General features: G+C 66.2%; 18 protein-coding genes. 8 read left to right on the top strand and 10 right to left on the bottom strand.

The features are described 5' to 3' along the window. The first annotated feature begins 21 nt into the window (after positions 1-21). Entirely contained in the window at positions 22-1,101 is a 1,080-nt protein-coding gene (locus A5681_RS26010) for a sulfate/molybdate ABC transporter ATP-binding protein (protein ID WP_067282950.1), read from the top strand. A 12-nt stretch (positions 1,102-1,113) separates the two neighbouring features. Here the strand turns inward: A5681_RS26010 and A5681_RS26005 are convergent, their stop codons facing one another. The 3 genes from A5681_RS26005 to A5681_RS28220 form a co-directional block, all read right to left on the bottom strand. Continuing rightward, the gene (locus A5681_RS26005; protein WP_067282947.1) at positions 1,114-1,857 is read right to left on the bottom strand and encodes a phosphoadenylyl-sulfate reductase; all 744 of its coding nucleotides are present in this window, start codon (positions 1,855-1,857) and stop codon (positions 1,114-1,116) included. After that, positions 1,854-3,521 (bottom strand): nitrite/sulfite reductase, encoded by a 1,668-nt coding sequence (locus A5681_RS26000; RefSeq protein WP_067282944.1) that lies wholly within the window; start codon positions 3,519-3,521, stop codon positions 1,854-1,856. The genes A5681_RS26005 and A5681_RS26000 overlap by 4 nt, the downstream gene beginning before the upstream one ends. A 108-nt stretch (positions 3,522-3,629) precedes the next feature. Next, positions 3,630-3,755: an Ms4527A family Cys-rich leader peptide gene (locus A5681_RS28220; protein ID WP_419866358.1), complete on the bottom strand. Its 126-nt coding sequence runs from the start codon at positions 3,753-3,755 to the stop codon at positions 3,630-3,632. A gap of 151 nt (positions 3,756-3,906) precedes the next feature. Here A5681_RS28220 and hemW point away from each other — a divergent pair, with 151 nt between their 5' ends. After that, positions 3,907-5,079 (top strand): radical SAM family heme chaperone HemW, encoded by a 1,173-nt coding sequence (hemW, locus tag A5681_RS25995; RefSeq protein WP_067282939.1) that lies wholly within the window; start codon positions 3,907-3,909, stop codon positions 5,077-5,079. Between the two features lie 3 nt (positions 5,080-5,082). On the opposite strand, the gene A5681_RS25990 is transcribed toward hemW, so the two are convergent. The 3 genes from A5681_RS25990 to A5681_RS25980 all read right to left on the bottom strand — a co-directional run bounded on the left by A5681_RS25990 (position 5,083) and on the right by A5681_RS25980 (position 8,248). After that, complete coding sequence (locus A5681_RS25990) at positions 5,083-6,294, bottom strand: sodium-dependent bicarbonate transport family permease (protein WP_067282935.1); 1,212 nt, start codon at positions 6,292-6,294, stop codon at positions 5,083-5,085. Between the two features lie 215 nt (positions 6,295-6,509). Further along, on the bottom strand, positions 6,510-7,745 hold the full coding sequence (locus A5681_RS25985; RefSeq protein ID WP_067282932.1) for a sodium-dependent bicarbonate transport family permease: 1,236 nt from the start codon (positions 7,743-7,745) through the stop codon (positions 6,510-6,512). Between the two features lie 290 nt (positions 7,746-8,035). Continuing rightward, entirely contained in the window at positions 8,036-8,248 is a 213-nt protein-coding gene (locus A5681_RS25980; protein WP_067282928.1) for a hypothetical protein, read from the bottom strand. A 361-nt stretch (positions 8,249-8,609) separates the two neighbouring features. Between A5681_RS25980 and A5681_RS25975 the strand changes: the two genes are divergently transcribed. After that, positions 8,610-9,962: a salicylate synthase gene (locus A5681_RS25975; RefSeq protein ID WP_067282925.1), complete on the top strand. Its 1,353-nt coding sequence runs from the start codon at positions 8,610-8,612 to the stop codon at positions 9,960-9,962. A 153-nt stretch (positions 9,963-10,115) separates the two neighbouring features. After that, entirely contained in the window at positions 10,116-11,132 is a 1,017-nt protein-coding gene (locus A5681_RS25970) for an acyl-ACP desaturase (protein ID WP_067282921.1), read from the top strand. Between the two features lie 343 nt (positions 11,133-11,475). Here A5681_RS25970 and A5681_RS25960 read toward each other — a convergent pair whose 3' ends face one another. From A5681_RS25960 to A5681_RS25945, 4 genes are read right to left on the bottom strand one after another with little or no spacing between them, the layout of a single operon-like run. Beyond that, the gene (locus A5681_RS25960) at positions 11,476-12,399 is read right to left on the bottom strand and encodes a MerR family transcriptional regulator (protein ID WP_067282914.1); all 924 of its coding nucleotides are present in this window, start codon (positions 12,397-12,399) and stop codon (positions 11,476-11,478) included. Positions 12,400-12,402: 3 nt separating this feature from the next. After that, positions 12,403-13,899 carry a flavin-containing monooxygenase gene (locus A5681_RS25955; RefSeq protein WP_419866360.1) on the bottom strand — a complete coding sequence of 499 codons (1,497 nt, stop codon included), beginning with the start codon at positions 13,897-13,899 and terminating at the stop codon, positions 12,403-12,405. 2 nt (positions 13,900-13,901) lie between these two features. Then, complete coding sequence (locus tag A5681_RS25950) at positions 13,902-14,822, bottom strand: reductase (protein ID WP_067282907.1); 921 nt, start codon at positions 14,820-14,822, stop codon at positions 13,902-13,904. Between the two features lie 24 nt (positions 14,823-14,846). Beyond that, positions 14,847-15,695 (bottom strand): SDR family NAD(P)-dependent oxidoreductase, encoded by an 849-nt coding sequence (locus A5681_RS25945; protein WP_197498732.1) that lies wholly within the window; start codon positions 15,693-15,695, stop codon positions 14,847-14,849. Between the two features lie 184 nt (positions 15,696-15,879). Here A5681_RS25945 and A5681_RS25940 point away from each other — a divergent pair, with 184 nt between their 5' ends. The 4 genes from A5681_RS25940 to A5681_RS25925 all read left to right on the top strand — a co-directional run bounded on the left by A5681_RS25940 (position 15,880) and on the right by A5681_RS25925 (position 19,520). After that, complete coding sequence (locus tag A5681_RS25940) at positions 15,880-16,467, top strand: TetR/AcrR family transcriptional regulator (RefSeq protein ID WP_067282901.1); 588 nt, start codon at positions 15,880-15,882, stop codon at positions 16,465-16,467. Positions 16,468-16,529: 62 nt separating this feature from the next. Beyond that, on the top strand, positions 16,530-16,973 hold the full coding sequence (locus A5681_RS25935) for a nuclear transport factor 2 family protein (protein WP_067282898.1): 444 nt from the start codon (positions 16,530-16,532) through the stop codon (positions 16,971-16,973). Positions 16,974-17,142: 169 nt separating this feature from the next. Continuing rightward, positions 17,143-18,066, top strand: a complete 924-nt coding sequence (locus A5681_RS25930; protein ID WP_067282894.1) for an alpha/beta hydrolase fold domain-containing protein — start codon at positions 17,143-17,145, stop codon at positions 18,064-18,066. 5 nt (positions 18,067-18,071) lie between these two features. Beyond that, on the top strand, positions 18,072-19,520 hold the full coding sequence (locus tag A5681_RS25925; protein WP_067282891.1) for an amidase: 1,449 nt from the start codon (positions 18,072-18,074) through the stop codon (positions 19,518-19,520). The last annotated feature ends 11 nt before the right edge of the window (positions 19,521-19,531 follow it).

The raw sequence follows: 19,531 nt of genomic DNA, 5'->3' as shown, positions 1-19,531 counted from the left end.
GCTCGACATGGAGACTCGCAGATGACCATCAAGGACAACCGGGACCACGCCATCATCGTGCGGAACGCCCACAAGCGTTACGGCGACTTCGTGGCGCTGGACAACGTCGACTTCGTCGTCCCGTCCGGCTCGTTGACGGCACTGTTGGGTCCCAGCGGCTCGGGCAAGTCGACCCTGTTGCGCGCCATCGCCGGGCTCGACCAGCCCGACAGCGGAACGATCACCATCAACGGCCAAGACGTCACCCGGATCCCGCCGCAGCGACGAGGCATCGGGTTCGTGTTCCAGCACTATGCGGCGTTCAAGCACTTGACCGTTCGCGACAACGTGGCGTACGGGCTGAAGATCCGCAAGCGGCCCAAGGCGGAGGTCAAGGCCAAGGTCGACAACCTGTTGGAGGTCGTGGGGCTGAGCGGCTTTCAGAACCGCTATCCCAATCAGCTATCCGGTGGTCAGCGACAGCGGATGGCACTGGCGCGGGCGCTGGCGGTCGACCCCCAGGTGCTGCTGCTCGACGAGCCGTTCGGTGCGCTGGACGCCAAGGTGCGGGAGGACCTGCGCGCGTGGCTGCGTCGCCTGCACGACGAGGTGCACGTCACCACGGTCCTGGTCACCCACGACCAGGCGGAGGCGCTGGACGTCGCCGACCGGATCGCCGTGCTGAACCACGGGCGTATCGAGCAGGTGGGATCGCCGACCGAGGTCTACGACGCCCCGGCGACGGCGTTCGTCATGTCGTTCCTCGGGGCGGTGTCGACGTTGAACGGCAATCTGGTTCGCCCCCACGACATCCGGGTCGGCCGCAACCCCGAGATGGCCATCGCGGGCGGGGACGGCACCGCCGAGTCGATCGGGGTGGTGCGCGCCACGGTCGATCGCGTGGTCGTGCTGGGTTTCGAGGTACGAGTGGAATTGACCAGCGCCGCCACCGGTGGCGCCTTCACCGCTCAGATCACCCGAGGCGACGCCGAGGCCCTGGCGCTACGCGAGGGCGACACCGTCTACGTGCGCGCCACGCGGATGCCGTCCCTGCCCGCGGAGGACGCCGCCGACGCCGGCAGCCGTCCCGGCGAGAACCAGACCACGCTGACCTCGGCGTGACTTAGGCCGCGGTCAGGAGGCGTGCAGCCCGCACTCGGTTTTGGAAAGCCCCTGCCAACGCCCGCTGCGCGGGTCGGCCCCGGCGAGCGGCTTGGCCGTGCAGGGAGCGCAACCGATCGACGGATATCCGTCGTAGACAAGCGGATTCACCAGGACACCGTGCTCGTCGATGTAGTTCTGCATGTCCTCGTCGGTCCACGTCGCCAGTGGATTGATCTTCACCAGCTTGAAGCCCTCGTCGAAACCGATCACCGGGGCGTTGGCGCGTGTCGCCGCTTCGCTGCGCCGCAACCCGGTGACCCAGGCGGAGTATCCGCTCAGAGCCCGGCGCAGCGGCACGACCTTGCGCAGCCGGCAGCACTCGCCCGGATCCCGGGAGAACAGGTTCTTGCCCAGCAGCTGGTCCTGCTCGGCCACCGACTGCTCGGGGGTGATGTTGAGCACGTGGATGTCGTAGACCGACTCCACCGCGTCTCGCGTTCCGATGGTTTCGGCGAAGTGGTATCCGGTGTCGAGGAAGACGACCGGGACGCCGGGCCGAACCTTGGAGGCCAGGTCGATCAGCACGGCCTCCTGCATGCTCGAGGTCAGCACGTAGTTGCAGGTGGCCCAGCCGCGCGGCCCGTTGACCCCACCGAAGGTCTCATCCGTCCAGCGCAACACCTCGGTGGCGCTGGCACCCTCGAGCTCCGCGGCGCCACGCGCCGCCAGTTCCCGCAGTTCCGCTTCGGTCCGTTTCGTTGCTTGTTCACTCATCGTAAATCGTCCTCATCCGCCCGAATCGCCCACTGCGCGAACCGTTCTCCCGCACTGCGTTGTTTGATGAAGTTGCGTACCACCCGGTCGATGTAGTCGCCCAGCTCGTCGCTGGTCACCTTGTGCTGGCGCAGCTTCCGCCCGAATCCGCTGTCCAGCCCGAGGCTGCCGCCCAGGTGCACCTGAAAGCCCTCGACCGAGCCGCCGTGACCGTCGTCCACCATTTGGCCCTTGAAGCCGATGTCGGCCACTTGGATTCGCGCGCACGAGTTCGGGCAACCGTTGATGTTGACCGTGATCGGCACGTCGAGCGAAGAGTTGATGTCCTCGAGGCGGCGTTCCAGCTCCGGTACCAAGACCTGCGCCTTACCGCGGGTCTCGGCGAACGACAACTTGCAGTACTCGATCCCCGTGCAGGCCATCAGGTTCCGGCGCCAGTGGGACGGTTTGGTCTGCAGTCCGAGCGCCTCGAGCCCGGCGAGCACCTCGTCGAGTTTGTCGTCGGCGATGTCGAGGATGACCAGCTTCTGGTATGGGGTGAATCGGACCCGGTCCGAGCCGGCCCGGTCCATCAGGTCGGCCACCGACGAGAGGATGGACCCCGAGACCCGCCCGGCGATCGGCGCCGCCCCGACGGCGTTGAGGCCGTTTTTGAGGCGCTGCACCCCGATGTGATCGATCGGATGCTTGAGCGGCTCGGGGGCCGGACCGTCGATCAGCGGCCGCTTGAGGTACTCCGTTTCGAGGACCTCACGGAATTTTTCGATGCCCCAGTCCTTGATCAAGAACTTCAGCCGGGCCTTGGACCGCAGCCGCCGGTAGCCGTAGTCGCGGAATATCGACGTCACCGCCGCCCACACCTCGGGGACCTCGTTCAGCGGTACCCAGGCGCCCACCCGCTGGGCCAGCATCGGGTTGGTGGACAGACCACCGCCGACCCACAGGTCCAGGCCGGGTCCGTGCTCGGGATGCTCGACCCCGATGAAGGCGATGTCGTTGATCTCGTGCGCGACGTCCTGCAGACCCGAGATCGCGGTCTTGTACTTGCGCGGCAGGTCGGCAAAGTCGGGCTTGCCGATGTAGCGCCGCACGATCTCGTCGATCGCCCAGGTCGGATCGAGCACCTCGTCGAGCGACTCGCCGGCCAGCGGCGATCCCAGGATGACGCGGGGGCAGTCACCGCATGCCTCGGCGGTCTGCAGCCCCACCTCCGCGAGTCGCCGCCAGATCTCGGGGACGTCTTCGACCTCGATCCAGTGCATCTGTACGTTCTGCCGGTCGGAGATGTCGGCGGTGTCCCGGCCGAACTCCGTCGAGATCTGGCCGACCGTGCGCAGCGCCGCGGCCGACAGGGCGCCGCCATCGCAGCGCACTCGCATCATGAAGTACTTGGCTTCCAGCAGGTCGGCATTTTCGTCACCGGTGAACGTGCCGTCATAACCCTGTTCGCGCTGGGTGTAGAGCCCCCACCAGCGGAAGCGGCCGCGTAGATCACTCTTGTCGATGCTGTCGAAGCCGGCCTTGGCGTAGACGTTCTCGATGCGTTCGCGCACGTCGAGCGGGGCCCCGGCATGCTTCATCTCTTCGTTGGGGTTGAGCGGTTCCCGATCTCCCAGCGCCCACTGACCCTCGTTACGAGGCTTGGCGGGACGGGCTGTGGTCATCTCGGAGGTCTCCTTCAAACATCGCAGGCATGAAAGCGCAGCTCACCGGTGGTATCGGCGGCGCAGATCCGATGCCAGCTGGACGTACAGGTGGGCGGGTCTACGACATCAAGGGAGACAGCAACAGCTGCAAACACGCTTGAGATCAATGTGCCGCCGCGCCACGAGCGCAATGCGAAGGCTGGGCTGAGCGACGGTCACGCCACCATTGTGCCATGCCCGTCGGGCGGCCATGTCACCAGGTCAAATATCGGCTCAGGGTGAGCGGAATTCCCGATTAGCTGGCCGCGCGGGTAAGAAAACCCAAGAAAACGGGCCGACCGCCCGCAGCGGTGACCCGGTTGCGGGCCGCGGCCGGGTGCCGCGCACCGTGGGATGATTTGGCATGGCACTTCGCGAGGAAGCCGTCGAGCTGCCCGACCTGCAGCCCGTACCCGGGCGGCCGTTCGGGATCTACATCCACGTCCCGTTCTGCATAACCCGTTGCGGCTACTGCGATTTCAACACCTACACCCCGGCCGAGTTGGGTGGCGTGAACCCCGACGCCTGGCTGGCGGCGCTGCGGACGGAATTGAAGCTGGCGGCCGAGCGGCTTTCCGGGCCGACCGTGGACACCGTGTTCGTCGGGGGAGGGACGCCGTCATTGCTGGGTGGCGCGCGCGTGGCGTCGGTGCTGGACATGGTCCGCGAGCATTTCGCGCTGGCGGCCGACGCCGAGATCACCACCGAGGCCAACCCGGAGTCGGCCTGGCCGGACTTCTTCGACGCCATCCGCGCGGCGGGCTACACGCGGGTGTCGCTCGGCATGCAGTCGGTGTCACCGCGGGTGCTGGGGGTTCTGGACCGCATCCACACGCCGAACCGGTCGGCGGCGGCCGCCCGCGAAGCGCTGGACGCCGGCTTCGAGCACGTCAGCCTCGACCTGATCTATGGAACGCCGGGGGAATCGGACGACGATCTGCTGCACTCGGTCGACACGGCGATCGACACCGGCGTCGATCATGTGTCCGCCTACGCCCTGGTCGTCGAGGAAGGCACCGCGCTGGCCCGGCGGGTCCGCCGCGGCGAGCTCGCAGCTCCCGACGACGACGTGCTGGCGCACCGCTATGAGCTGGTCGACGCCCGGCTCTCCGAAGCCGGAATGACGTGGTACGAGGTGTCCAATTGGGCGCGGCCCGGCGGCGAGTGCCGACACAACCTCGGCTACTGGGACGGTGGCCAGTGGTGGGGCGCCGGACCGGGGGCCCATGGCTACGTCGGCACCACGCGGTGGTGGAATGTCAAGCACCCGAACGCCTACGCGGAAAGGCTGGCCGCCGGCGAATTGCCGGTGGGGGGGTTCGAGCGGCTCGACTCCGACGCACTGCACACCGAAGACGTGCTGCTGAAAACCCGTCTGCGACAGGGACTCCCGCGTGACGTGCTGAGCTCAGCCGAAGGGGAGCGCGCCGAACGCGCGGTCGCCGACGGATTGCTGGTGTCCGACGCCGATCGGTTTATCCTCACGCCGCGCGGCCGGCTGCTGGCCGACGCGGTGGTGCGCACCGTGTTGGGGTAGTCCTCAGCTGCTTGGGAACCAATGCGCGACTGCGCGATTGATCTCGATGTACAGCGGGATCCCGATGGTGACGGTGTAGGAGAAGGTCAGACCCAGCGCGGCCGCCAGCGGCAGGGTCGGGCTGGCCTCTGGGATTCCCAGCCGCTGCACCGCGGGCAGGGTGATGTAAGACGCCGCACTGCACAGCACCGCGAACAGGACGTAGGTGCCCGGCTGAAAATGCGTGTCGGTCAGGTTGGCGTAGGCGTAGGCGGCCACGATCCCGAGCGTCGCAAACAGGTTGGGCGCCAACAAGCCGAAGGCGATGAACCCGCTGCCTGCCAACTTCAGATCCCGGAGCTTGCGGGACGCCGTCATGCCCATCTCGAGCAGGAACAGGCAGAGCACGCCCTGAAACGCGGCGACGAAAAGCTCGTTTTGGTCGTGCACAACCTTCTGGCCCTGCAGCGCGCTGACGAAGCCGATGGCGATGCCGCCGACGAGCAGGATGAGCCCGGGGTTGAGGAACACTTCCTGCAATATCGCGCGCGAAAACAGCGGCGCCTTTTCACGGGGGTTCGCGTACCAGCCGGGATGCTCCTGCTTTTCCAGGGAGAACTCCAGCTCCTCTTCGATGCCGCGCTCGACCCGGTCGTCAACGCCCTCGGCCTGGGCGGCCGCGCCGGGACCGACCCTTGCGGGGGCCGTGTAGCCCTGCTCGTCCGGCATGTACCCGGCTTCGTCCATCCCCCGGTGGCGTAGCCGGGCCACCAGGTACAGGGCCACCAGGCAGCCGGGGATCTCCATGAACGCCAGCAGAACCGGCATGTAGGCGTCGAAGGCGATCTTCACGCTGGTCAGAACCGCCACGCAGGTGGCGAAGGCGCCCGCCGAGTCGGACCCGTAGTACCCGGCGACCGTCGCCCTGTCGACGCGTCGCAGCCGCGTCAGGTACCTCAGCAGGATGTAGGTGAGCACACCGACCAGGAAGTTCAACACCAAGCCCAGTGCGACGAATCCGGCGATGTTGTCGATGTCGGCGGGCTTCACTTTGGCCAGTTCTTCGCCGCCCTGCCAGCCGATGGCTACCAGCAGGTACATCGTCAGACCCTGGTAGATCACGTACGGAAATTCGAACCGCACCTTCAGGATCGGGATGAGGAATCCGAAGTAGAAGAACAGCAGGAGCGGCTTGAACAGATTGTGGATAAAGTTCTGCCACATCTCGTAAAGCATGGGCGCCTCCTGGCGACACAGTTCCGCCGAGCGGGTGGCAGCAAGCGACTCGCGGCGCCCCCGAACTTAGTGGAAACCCGCGGGCTTGAGCGAGTCGACGCAACCCGCCTTTACGAATAATTAACAACCGGCCGATCGGGGCCCGGGCGCGGCCCATCAAAGGAACTGTCGCCCATCGTGATTCGCCGGTTCCGGCGACCGCCTGGTTGGCGAAACTAGAACCAGTGGGCGATCAGCCGGTTGACCTCGATGTACAGCGGAATCCCGATGGTGACGTTGTAGGAGAACGTCAAACCGAGCGATGCGGCAAGCGGCAGGGTGGGGCTGGCCTCCGGGATCGCGAGTCGCTGGACCGCGGGGACGGCGATGTAGGACGCCGCGCCACAGAGCACGGCGAAAAGTACGTAGGTGCCCGGCTTGAAATCGGCGTGGGTGAGCGACGAGTAGATGTGGGCGACCAGAATGCCAAGCGGGGCAAAGATATTCGGCGCCAACAGGCCGAAGAAGATGAATCCGAGGCCGGCGGTACGCAGGTCCTTCAACTTCCGGGAGGCCGTCATGCCCATCTCGAGCAAAAACAGACACAGCACGCCCTGGAACGCCATGACGAAGAATTTGTCGTCGTCGGCGACCACCTTCTGTCCCTGCAGGCCACTGACCAGGCCGATGATGATGCCCCCCATGAGCAGGACCAGCCCAGGGTTGAGGAACACCTCCTGGAACAGCTCCCGCGAGAAGATCGGGACGCGCCTGCCCGTCGGGCGGGGCGGACTCTGGTCCGGCTCCCAGTCCGGATGGTCGAGCTTCTCCAGGGAGAACTCGAGTTCCTCTTCGATGCCGCGCTCGTGCTCGGCCTCGAGGCTTTGGCCGTGTGGCGGCTTGGCCGCGGTGCCGGGTCCGACCGAAACCCTTACCGGCGCCGTGTAGCCCGGCTCGTCGACCATGTTCCCCGCCGCGTCCATCCCGCGGTGACGCAGCCGCGCCACCAGGTACAGGGCCACCAGACAGCCGGGAATCTCCATGACCGCCAACATGACCGGCATGTATGCGTTGAATGCCATGCCGACGGCCGTCAGCACCGCGACGCAGGTGGCGAACGTGCCCGCCGAGTCTGACCCGTAATAGCCGGCGACGGTGGCTCGGTCGACTCGCCGAAGGGAGGTGAGCCAATTCAGCAACAGGTAGGCGATGCCGCCGATCACGAAGTTCAGCACGAAGCCCAACACCATGAAGCCCACGATCATCCCGATGCTGCCCGCGCTGATCTTGGCGAGCTCTTCACCCCCGTGCCAGCCGATGGCCAGCAGCAGGTACATGGTCAAGCCCTGATAGATGACGTAGGGGAATTCGAAGCGCACCTTGAGGATCGGAATGAGAAAGCCAAAGTAGAAGAACAGCAGGAGCGGCTTGAACAGGTTGTGGGTGAAGTTCTGCCAAAACTCTTGCAGCATTCGATGCCTCCCTCGATGAGTGCGGTGATCAGGGAAAGCACCGTCCGCAAGCGGAGCCACCACGAACATCCCGACGACCGTGCAAAACCTATCCCCGGCGATGTCAAACCGCCACTCGAATGCAAAGCATGAAGTACAGGCGTGTCGAATCAACGCCGGCGCGCCGACGTCCAGCAAAACGGCTGGTCAGAGGCTTGCTGCGGGTGGCCTTTTCGCCGCGCGGCGCTGGCGCGGCAGGCGTGCATTTGGTGGGAATGTGCTGTGTATTTGCTGTGTGGTTCGCACAGAAATCAACGGGCCGACGAAACGGCGGAAGGCATGACCCCCGTGCCCTTCTTGCGGTGCGTCACCGACAGCCATGCCATTGGCGAGTAATAGGTGGTGATTTCCTCTAAGCCGTCGACCCGGGAGACCGTGAGCACACCGGTCTGTTGATTGATTTCGAGCCCGTCGCTCTCGCTGCCCTGGATCTCTTCGCCGTTGGCCAGCCGGATCACGAACATGGGGTCGCTCTCGGATCACGCACGACGTCCTCCCCGGAGTTCACCGCTACTCCTTCACTCACGCCGCTGGCCTGCCGGACCGCCGCACTCAATTAAATCGGCCGGCCGGCGGGTTCGCACGGTCTCGCCCCAGAGTCTAGGAGAGGTCCCGCGGTCCCGCCCGGTCGCCGGCCCCGCTCGGGCGGCGTCGGGGCGCCGTCCACCTGCGGCGATCCGGGCGATGTGGCTTCGATGTGCGGCACGAGCGGGACGGGCCGGCGCCTTCACTCCACCGCGGTTTCGGCGGGGCGGGCAGCATGTGCCGGGCTGCCGCGGGGATAGGTTGCGTGTTTTTAGATAGGTTAGGCTACATTTACTAACCGTGACCGAGGTCAGCGTTCAGACGAGCTCCGCCGGCTCCACGTCATCGTCGATTCCGCTTCCCGCGCACGTCCACCCGGCCGACCTGGTCGCCGAGCTGGCCACGCGGTTGCCGGAACACGCCGGCGAGGAGTACCTGGTCTACGAGCACGGCGGTCAATGGGTGCTGGCCAACGGTGTGCGCGCGATGATCGAGCTCGACAGCGACGAGATGCGGGTTATCCGGGACGGAGTGACTCGGCGCCAACAGTGGTCGGGGCGGCCCGGACCGGTCCTGGGCGAAGCCATCGACAGACTGTTGCTGGAGACCGATCAGCTCTTCGGTTGGATCGCCTTCGAGTTCGGCGTCTACCGGTACGGGCTGCAGCAACGGTTGGCACCGAGAACCCCGCTGGCCCGGGTGTTCTGGCCGCGCACTCGCATCGTGGTGACGCGCGAACAGATCCAGTTGTGGGGCGCGACCGAGGCGCATCGCGACACGATCCTCGGCTTGTTGGGCGACGGCCTGCCCGAGGTGCGACAGGCGCGCCCCGTCGACGTCATCGCCGATCCGTCCAACTATCGCGACCGGGTGGCATCGGCCGTCGGCGAGATCGCGGATGGCCGCTACCACAAGGTGATCCTGTCCCGCTCGCTGGAAGTGCCCTTCCCCCTGGACTTCCCGTCCACTTACCGGCTCGGTCGTCGCCACAACACGCCGGTCCGGTCGTTCTTGTTGCGGCTGGGCGGAATTCGCGCTGTCGGTTACAGCCCCGAACTTGTCGCGGCAGTCCGTGATGACGGCATCGTGGTGACCGAGCCGCTGGCCGGCACCCGCGCGCTGGGGCGCGGTGTGACGCGCGACCGGCAGGCCCGCGACGACCTGGAATCCAACTCCAAAGAGATTGTGGAGCACGCGATCTCGGTCCGCAGCTCGCTGCAGGAGATGACCGAGATCGCCGAGCCCGGCAGCGCGGTGGTCACGGACTTCATGACGGTCCGCGAGCGCGGCAGCGTCCAGCACCTCGGCTCCACGGTCAGCGGACGGCTGGGTCCGCCGAATGACCGGATGGACGCGCTGGAAGCGCTTTTCCCCGCGGTCACCGCATCGGGCATCCCGAAGGCGGGCGGCGTCGAGGCGATCCTGCGCCTCGACGAGGCCCCGCGCGGCTTGTATTCGGGAGCGGTCGTGATGTTTTCGGCCGACGGCGGCCTGGACGCGGCGCTGACGCTGCGAGCGGCGTACGAGCGCGACGGCAAGACATGGTTGCGCGCGGGGGCGGGCATCATCGAAGAGTCCACTCCCGAGCGCGAATTCGAAGAGACCTGCGAAAAGCTGTCCACCCTCGCGCCCTATCTGGTTGCGCGGCAGTAGCACCCGTTGTTCGGCCCCCCGTGTGAGCGGCGTCCCTGCCGTGTAGGGACCTTTGGCCCTAGTTGGTCGAGTTTCCCGCGTGTCATCTTTATGTAACCGAATGACACAGATACATTGCGCGTTACTTGACGGCACACATAACTGGAGGGCTTCGTGTCCAAGGACCTGACTAACCTGCAGCTACTTCACGAGCTCGAGCCTGTGGTCGAAGGCCTGCTCAACCGCCACCTTTCGATGTTCAAGGAGTGGAATCCCCACGACTACGTGCCATGGTCGGACGGCAAGAACTTCTACGCGCTGGACGGTCAGGACTGGGAGCCCGGACAGAGCCGGCTTCCCGACGTCGCGCAGGTGGCGATGGTGCAAAACCTCCTGACCGAGGACAATTTGCCGTCCTATCACCGCGAGATCGCGATGAACTTCAGCATGGACGGCCCCTGGGGGCAGTGGGTCAACAGGTGGACGGCCGAGGAGGCCCGGCACAGCACGGCGCTGCGCGACTACCTGGTGGTCACCCGCGCCGTAGACCCGGTGGCGCTGGAGCAGCTACGGCTCGAGCAAATGACCAGGGGCTTCAGCCCGGGGCAGAATCAGCAGGGTGACATGTTTGCCGAGAGTCTGTTCGACTCGGTCATGTACGTCTCGTTTCAGGAGCTGGCCACGCGCGTCTCCCACCGCAACACCGGTAAGGCCTCGCACGAACCCATCGCCGAGCAGCTGATGGCCCGCGTATCGCACGACGAGAACCTGCACATGATCTTCTACCGCGACGTCAGCGCGGCGGGTCTGGACATCGCGCCAAACCAGGCGATGAAGTCGGTGCACAAGATCCTGCGCAACTTCAAGATGCCCGGATTCACGGTGCCGGAATTCCGGCGCAAGGCGGTGATCATCGCAGTCGGCGGCGTCTACGACCCGCGCATCCACCTCGACGAGGTGGTGATGCCCGTGCTCAGGAAGTGGCGCATCTTCGAACGCGAGGACTTCACCGGCGACGCCGCGCGGATGCGCGACGATCTCGCCGTGTTGGTCAAGGAGCTCGAGCAGGCCTCCGACAAGTTCGACGAGTCCAAGCAGCGCTATCTCGAGCGCGAGGCCCGCAAGACCGAACGGATCACGGCCAGCAAGGTGCTGCAAACGGAGGGCACGCTGACCTTGAGCGGCCACTGACCATGCGTCGGTCCAGGAGATCGGGGCGGCGGCCACCGTAGAGCACGTCATCGATAGGGCCGAACTCCCGCGGCCGGCAAATCTGGGAGTTTGAACCCGGTCTGCACCGGGAATTCCTGAGTCCCCCTCATATCGTGAAGATCAGGAATTCCCATGCTTAGCGCACGTATCGACCGCTTCAAGGAAGATTGGTTTCTGTTCCTTGGCAAACTGGCCGCTGTGTCCACACCCCAGTTGGGCATCATCTACGGCCTTGCCATTCGTAAAAAAGCGAGGCACCCCGTAAGCCAGGTCGCTCCCAACGCGGAACGACCCGCGCAGCAGCCACGCCTCATCGCGTAGCTCAAGCCCATTCGGCAGTCGCGTTGGACTCCAGATAGTCGGCGAGTATCCGGCTCACCAGTGACTCGATGTTCGATTCGATCGACGACGCAAGCGTCGCCGTGACCGTTGCCACGGCCTGAGTCCGGAAGCGCACCAGCATGGTGATCAACTCGGCGATCTCGGCATCCGCCGGCAGGGGCTCACCCGGCCTGATGCGGTCCAGCACATGCTCCGCCCCGGCACGCACCAGCATGTCGCTGATCTTGTCGATCTCGGGGACGATCTGCTCGTGTAGGTCCACGAGCTTCTCCAATTCCACGCCGTAGCCCCGGATTTCGTTGAACGCCTCGATCAGTTTGGGCCGGGTGACAGTGGCGCGCGGGCCGTCGACCCGGATGACCTGCAGCGCCACCAGGCGATCGAACGCCTCCGGGTCGTCGACGAGCCGCTGCGCGTCGAGCAGCGGCATGGTCTCCGGCTTCTCCGTGGTCCAGGAGCCCACGATGGCCGTCTCCAGGCCCAGCACGTCGCCCAGGTTCTTGCCTTCTTCCCAGGCGCTGAGCATCTCGCGCACGTGCGCGATGTTGTACCCGCGGTCGAGCATCGAGGTGATCAGCCGCAGGCGGGTGAGGTGGGTGTCGTTGAACAGCGCAATGCGGCCGACGCGCAACGGCGGCGGAAGCAGCCCGCGGTCACGGTAGACCCGGATGTTGCGGGTGGTCGTGCCGGCCAGCCGGGCCAGGTCCTCGATCCGGTACTCACCGGATGTGGCGATGCCCTGCGGGTGACGGACGGCCGCGTCGAACAGTTGCGAGACCGCCGTCTCGATCAATTGCCGGTACTCCCGCGACTGGCGCCGGACGCGCTTGGGCGCACGCCGCACGTTGTGCAGCACGCTGGCGATCGTGCCGGGCTCGGGTCTCGAGGAGCGGTCGGGTGCCATGCGTCAACCCGACGCGGTCGCAAGCGCCCGGGCGTTGCGCGCCACCGCTTGGTAGTCCCCGTAGCGGAAATCCCTCATCTGGCGAAGATACTGCGTCGCGAAGCCGGGGTACATCGACCCGTTGTATCCGTCCTTGGTCAGGTACCAGCTGCGGCAACCCGACATCCACGTCGTCTTCGTGAGGCGGCGCTGGAGGCTGTCGTTGTGGCGGCGCTGAACCTCTTCGCGCACATCGAGATACCGCAGGTCGTTGTCGAGAATGGCGGTGATGCCGCGTACCGCATACTCCAGCTGACCCTCGATATACACCAGCAGCGAGTTGTGACCCGGCCCCGAGTTGGGTCCGGTCATCACGAACAGGTTCGGGTATCCGTGCACATTGATGCTCTTGTAAGCCCGTGCGCCATCGGCCCATTCGGCGCCCAGCGAGCGGCCGCCGAGCCCGGTGACCGCAAACGGCGGTCCCGTCAGGTGCACGTCGTAGCCGGTGGCGAACACGATGCAGTCGAGGTGGTGTTCGACGCCGTCGCTGGTGCGGATGCCCGCGGGGCTCAGGGTGGCGATCGGCCAGTCGATGAGCTTGCAGTTGTCGCGTTGCAGCGCGGGGTAATAGTCGCTGGAAACCAGCATGCGCTTGCAGCCCGGGCGGAAGTCCGGCGTCAGCTGACGCCGCAGCCACGGGTCCTTCACCTGAGCGCGCAGGTGTGCCCGGCCCAGCCGGGCGGCCAATGAGGTCAGCGGCGTGTCCCACACCAGAGCCGTTGCGCTGGCCTCGTGGCCCCAGAACAACGCCTGCCGCGCAAGCTGCTGCGTAGCAGGCACTTTGGTGAACAAGGCTTGCACGGCGGGCGGGGTGGCGACGTCCAAGCGGGGCAACACCCAGCACGGCGTGCGTTGGAACACCTTGACGAACCCGGCCCGCTTCACCAGCTCGGGGACGATCTGAATGGCGCTCGCGCCGGTGCCGATGACGGCGACCCGCTTGCCGGTGAAGTCGTAGTCGTGATCCCAACGCGCGCTGTGAATCTTGTGACCGCGGTAGCTGTCCAGACCGCGAATGTCGGGGAAGCTGACGTCCGACAGCGGTCCCGAAGCCAACACGACGGTGCGCGCTCGAAAGCGCTTGCGACGTTTGGTGGTTGCGGTCCACACGCCGCTGTTCTCATCGAAGGCCAAACCGCTGACCTCCTGACCGAATCGGATGTGGCGGCGGATGTCGAATCTGGTGGCCATGTCTTCGAGATGGCGGCGGATCTCCGGGGCGGGGGAGTACGTCCGCGACCAGCGGGGATTCTTGACGAACGAGTACGAATACAGCAACGAGGGGACGTCACAGCTCGCGCCGGGATACGTGGTGTCACGCCAGGTCCCACCGACCCGGTCGCCGCGTTCGAGGATCACGATGTCGTCGACCCCGGCATCGGCCAGGCGGATCGCCGCGCCCAGTCCGGTGAAGCCGGCTCCGATGATGAGCGCCGCGTGGACGCGGTCGTCAGCCACGGTCACGCCGCCGGCCGGTAGGTGAGTTCCTTGAACCAGCTGGGAACGGGTTTGAGCAGGGGTCTGGGATAGCGGTCGGACAACCACACCATCGAGTTGGCCAGCAGGTGGTACGGGTGAGCGGGGTTGACGACCATCGCGGCGTGCCGCTTGAGCAGTTGGTATGCCGGCACCCGCGAGGTGCGCTCACCCCGCTCGCCGAGCTGCTTGAAGCGTTTGACCGCGTTGTACAGGCGCTCGGGCTCCATGCCCATCCCGGCCATCTCGTTGCGGACCCGATTCAGCAACGGGATGTACATGAGGGTGCCGACGATCACGCCCGGCGACGCGATGGTGCCGACGAACTCGATGGCCAGTTTGCGCGCCCGCGCGTGGCCGATCATGTCGAGCACCGCGAAATCGACGGCGATGTGGCGCGATTCGTCATTGTTGATCTTTTCGAAGACCTGATGGCACACCGGGTCTTCGACGGTATCGAGCAAGAACTTCAGCAGCGCGCCGTCGAGGGCGACCTCCAGCATCGGTATGACGGTGCCCAGCACGGACAGCGGCATGTCGTCGGAGTAGGTGTCGAGCCACTGAATGGCGAGGCGGATGTTGACGTTCGGCTCGGGAACCTCGCCGTCATCGAGCATTCCCCAGCGCTTCATCAGCGCCATCTCGGCGTTGGCGTGCCGCTGCTCCTCGGCGTGAAAATACCGGTATATCTCGGCGAGCGTGGCGTCGGGCGCCTTCTTGGCCAGTGCGGCGAACCCTCGGGCGCCCACGTTCTCGATCCAGCACAGGTCCGCCATGAACGCCTTGAGCTTCGGCCGGAATTCGCTCCGAATCGTATCGGCACCCGGTGCTTCCCAATCGATGTCGGCGAGCGCCCATTGCCGATCTTTGATCTTGGCGAGCATTGCTTCCATGTCGATGGCCACCGGGAGCTCCTTTGCGTCGGCTGATCAGGGCAAGTTGATGCGCGACACCACGCCGGCGGCGCGCGTATAGGCCTGGGGGGCCAGGCGTTTGACACTCCAGCCGATCTTGGCGTCGAGCTGCGGCATGCAATACAACTCGCCGCGGTCGTGGGCGTCCAGGCAGATCCGCGCGACCTTGTCCGCCGAGAATCCGGTCCAGCGCATCAACTTGTTGGCCAGCTCGCTGGATTCCTCGCTGATCCGGCCGGACTCGACGATGTTGGTCTTGACGAAGGTTGGACACAGCACGGTGACGCGCACCCCGGTGCCCACCAATTCGGCGGCCAGCGTTTCGGAGAGCGACAGGACACCGGCCTTACTGACGTTGTAGGCGGCCATGCCCGGGGCCGCGCCGAACGCCGCAGCGGAGGCGACGTTGATGATGCCGCGGGGAGCGTGCGACCGACCGGCTTCCCGCAACATCGGGGTGAAGACGTGGCAGCCGTGGATGGGTCCCCAGAGGTTGATCCCCAGGGTCCACACCCAATCGTCCAGCGGCGTATCGCCGATGGCGGCCCCGCCGGCACCGACGCCGGCGTTGTTGATCACCAGCGTGGGCGGCCCGGAAAACCAGGCCGCGGATCGCTCGGCCAGCGCCTCGACGTCCTCGAATCTCGAGACGTCGCAACGGATCACGGTCGCCCGAGCGCCCTGCGCGGTGATCGCGTCAGCCGTCCGTCGGGCGGCGGCCTCGTCGATGTCGCTGCAGACGACTGCTCCGCCGCGGCGGGCGAGTTCGGTGGCGAAGGCCGCCCCGATGCCGCTGCCCGCGCCGGTCACCACCGCCGACGCGCCGCGGCTGGTCTTCGACCTGCCCAGCAGTCTGTCCAACACTGACCCGAGGACCGGAACACCGTCCGCCATGCGAGGAAGTCAATACCAAATGGTGACATTAGTCAATGGCAGCTTTGGGAGGTGCCGAGTCCGCGGCCGGTTCAGGTGTTATGCAGTGCCGGATCGCGGACCGAATCGGAAGTTAGGATACGATAGCGATAGTTATGCTATAACTGGTCTTGTCATGAGATACCCGGCAGACCAGAAAGCCAAGGCGCGTGCCGCGCTGGTGCGTGCCGGTACGCGTGCGATGAAGGTGGCCGGCTTCAACGGGATCGGGGTGGACGGGCTCGCCGCCGCGGCGGACGTGACCTCGGGAGCGTTCTATTCGAACTTCTCCAACAAGGAAGCGATGCTGGAGGCGATCATCGACGCCAGCGTCGGTGAGCCCTTCGTTTCCGAGACGGAGTCCGGCACCAAGGCTGAGCGCAGGTCGAAGCTGGAAGGCTTTGTCGCGGAATACCTCAGCGCCTACCACGTGGAAAACCCGGGCGACGGATGCGTGATGCCGACCCTGAGCGCTGATGTGGCGCGGGCGGGAGTGTCCACGCAGAAGGCATACGAAGACAAGATCGCCGCGCTGGCGAGCCGGGTGGCCGAGGTGCTCGACGGTGCCGATCGGGAGCGCCGGGCGTGGAGCGTCGTCGCGCTGATGGTGGGCGCGGTGTCGATCTCGCGTGCGATGTCCGACCCGGGCACGCAGACAGAGGTGCTCGACGCCGCGCGGCAGACCGCGGATAGGCTCATTTCACCCGGCAAGCGCCGCAAATAATCGGAGGCGGCATGCGGGCTGCGAGTGCTTGGAAAGCATTCCTGACGGGCACGGGTATCGCTATGGCATTGGTTTGCGTGGTGCCGGGCGCCGATTCGACCGCCTCGCCGGACGATGACGCCGCGGCCACCCAGCGCCAGCGGGCCATCGTCGGAGCGTTCGCGACCGCCATCGTGCATGACGACCATGCCGGGATCGCCGAACACGCCACCCCCGATATCGTCTGGACGATCCCCGGGTCCAGCGTGGTGTCCGGCCGGGCGACCGGAATCGACGACGTTACGAGGCTGGCCGACGCATTCGCCCAGTACGGACTGCACATCTCCCCGCGGGGATTCGCTTTCGGCCGTGACACCGTCGCGGTCACGTTGCACGACAACGGTGAACACAACGGCAAGCGGCTTGACCAGGACGTGGTGAACGTGCTCACCATCCGTGGCGACCAAATTTCCGAGGTCACAGCGCATTTGACCGATGTCGGCTCGTTTGACGCGTACTTCTCCTAGCTGAGGTGCGAAGCGACGGCCGGGAGACGGTTCGGTCGCCGTCTGGTACGGGCGGGTGCGAGGTTCCCGCCGCTGACCGTGAATCGTCCGGACTGCGGCGGGGGCTAGCCATGGGATAGCGATCGTTATATAGTGGTCGTTATTCTATGGCAGGACGGAAGGAAAACACGTGGCAAGCCAGCAAGCGATCGAGTTCGCCGACTTCTACGCCGAGATCGGCAGGCGATCCTCGACTCCCGGTTTCGGGCTGGAGACGATTCGCGACGTCACCGAGAACATCCACTTGGCGACGAAGGAACCCGAGGGCGTGACCTACGCCGAGGTGGACGCCGGCGGTGTGGAGGCATTGTGGTGCATCCCGGTCGACAGCGACCCCGAGTCGGCGCTTCTGCACACGCACATGGGCGGCAGCGTGCTGATGTCGATGCATTCCGACCGAAAAGCTGCGGCGCACATCGCGAAAGCGGCGGGCGTGCGGTCGTTGGTGTTGAACTTTCGGCGGTCCCCAGAGCACAAGTACCCGGCGCAGGTCGACGATGTGGATGCCGCCTATCGCTGGCTGCTCGCCCAGGGCTACCGGCCCGACAAGATCGGCAGTGTCGGCCACTCGATCGGCGGCTACCTCGCGGTCGAGCTCGCGCTGCGGCTGCGTGATCGGGGCGAGGCGCTGCCCGGCGCCGTGCTGTCCATCTCGCCGTGGACCGACGCCACGCTGTCGGGTGAATCCATCGAGACCAACGCCGAGCGGGACAGGCTGCTCACGCGGGGCCTGCTGGAACTGTTCCGGTCGTGCTGGCTTGATGGAACCGGCGTCGAATTCACCGATCCGCGAGTGCATCTGCTCGGGGCCGACCTGTCGGGACTGCCGCCGACAGCGGTGTACTACGGCGAATACGAACTGCTCGCGTCGGACGCCGTCGCCTTCGCGTGTCGGGCGAAGGAGGCGGGCAACGACATCCTCGTCCGGCGAGTCGACGAGGGGCAGCACTCCTTCATCATGGGAGCGGGCCGCGTCGAGGAGGTCGACCGCGCGATCGCCGAGATGGGTCGCTGGCTGCGCTCCACGCTCGGGCTCCAGACTGCGGTGGCCTGAGAGCTATGCAGCCGTTCGAACTGACGTTGGCCGCGGCCGCAAAGGAGATGCGGGCCAAGGCGCTGTCACCGGTCGAGCTGACCGAGTCGGTGCTGGCGCGCATCGAGGCGGTCGAGCCGGAGATCAACGCGTTCAGCAATGTCACGGTGGAGCTGGCGGCCCGGGCCGCGGCGGGAGCGGAACGCGAGATTGCGGGCGGCCGGTATCGCGGACCGTTGCACGGAATTCCGATCGGGGTCAAGGAAATCTATGACATGGCCGGCGTGGTCAGCACCTCGAGCTCGCGCGTGCGGGCCCGGTACATGCCGGAGCGGGACAGCGCCGTCGTCGCCAAGTTGCGGCAGGCAGGTGCGGTGGTGGTGGGCCGCACCCACTCACACGAGTTCGCCTACGGCGTCGTCACCCCGCAGACGCGCAACCCCTGGCGTCCCGATCGCATCGCGGGAGGGTCCAGCGGCGGATCGGCGGCCGCGGTTGCCGTCGGGGCGTGCATGGTCGGGCTGGGTAGCGACACCGCCGGCTCGATCCGCATCCCCGCGGCGCTGTGCGGCACGGTGGGATTCAAACCCACCTACGGCCGGGTGTCCCGCACGGGCGTGACGCCGTTTTCCTGGTCACTGGACCACGCCGGCCCGCTGACGCGCACGGTCGAGGACGCGGCGCTGGCGATGAACGCGATGGCCGGATACGACCCGAGCGATCCCGGCTCGGCCGACGTGCCGGTGCCGGACTTCTCGGCCACACTGGACGGCGGGGTCTCCGGCACGACGGTCGGCGTGCCGGTCAACTTCTTCACCGAGCGTGTCGACCCCGAAGTCAGCAAAGCCGTCGAGGCGGCGCGCGCACTGCTCGCGGACCTGGGCGTACGGCTACGCGAAGTCCGGCTGCCCCTAGCCGACGAGGTGATGGCCACCGAATTCGCCATCCTGCAGCCCGAGGCTGCCAGTTATCACCGGCAGATGCTGCGCGAGCACGCCGATCTGTACACCAACGACGTGCGCCAGGCATTGGAGGCCGGAGCGTCGGTATTGGCCATCGATTACCTTGACGCGCAACGCAAGCGAGCCCTCATCCGGCAGCAGTGGCGAGAGCTCTTCGATGACATCGACGTCCTGATCGCTCCGACGGTGCCCGTCGCGGCGATGGACGCAGGCAGGCCCGAGGTGACGTGGCCCGACGGGGTCACCGAGGACCCGGTGCAGGCGTACATCCGGTTCTCCGCCCCCGCGAATCTCGCGGGCTTGCCGGCGTTGTCAGTGCCCTGTGGTTTCACCACCACCGGGCTACCGATCGGCCTGCAGGTAGTGGGCGGGCCCTTCGCCGAGGCCACCGTGCTGCGCGTCGGCCACGCCTACCAATCCGCGGCAGACTGGCCGATGTGGCCACCGCGGCACGATCCGCGGAAAGCAGTGCGCGCGAGCGCGGTCAGTGGCTCCGATTCGTTCCGAATGTGATTGAACCGCCG

The organism is Mycobacterium scrofulaceum (genome assembly GCF_001667885.1).
In the GTDB taxonomy this organism is placed as follows: domain Bacteria; phylum Actinomycetota; class Actinomycetes; order Mycobacteriales; family Mycobacteriaceae; genus Mycobacterium; species Mycobacterium scrofulaceum_C.
Note: the sequence above shows the minus strand (reverse complement) of the source record. Positions and strands in the feature narration are given on the sequence as shown.